A 501-nucleotide genomic window follows, 5' to 3' on the forward strand; every position below is an offset into this window, starting at 1 on the left:
AAAGGCGTTGTATCAGTGATCACCGCTAACATGATCCGCCGGTGGAACCGTCAAGCCACCCTGGGCGGAAAGCTGGCCGTCACTGGTTCGTATATGGGCGGCGCGACAATGGCCGGTTACGTGGGGAACAGCCTTATCAACCTTACGGACGGTAAGAACATCCCAGACCCGACCGACGCGCGCAGCTGGTTAGCCGCCTTCAGCACCGGCGGCGGCGCAGGCTTCGCGGGCGATATGATCGTCGGCGGCCTCGGCCAGGTTACGCAATCCGGCGGCAGCTCGAACGCCTGGCGACTCCTCGGCCCTACCGGCTCGGAGATCGGCGACGTCTTCGACATCGGCAGCGCGACCTATAAGGCGCTGACCACCGGCGAACAGACCGCCGCGCAGAAGGCCCGCTATAAGGCGCTTCGCTTCGGCCGCAACCATATTCCTTACGCTAACCTGTGGTATACGAAAATGGCCGTCGATCATCTATTCATGAACGACGCAAACGAATTT

Annotated in this window: 1 protein-coding gene; it reads left to right on the forward strand. The window is 61.3% G+C overall.

Going from position 1 to position 501, the window contains the following annotated elements; genetic code table 11:
• Positions 1 to 15: 15 nt before the first annotated feature.
• Positions 16 to 501 (forward strand): hypothetical protein (locus N1032_RS28195; RefSeq protein WP_259544061.1); only part of this gene is annotated, 486 nt, incomplete at its 3' end.

The sequence above is a fragment of the Herbiconiux daphne genome, from assembly GCF_024979295.1.
GTDB classification, from domain to species: Bacteria; Actinomycetota; Actinomycetes; order Actinomycetales; family Microbacteriaceae; genus Herbiconiux; species Herbiconiux daphnes.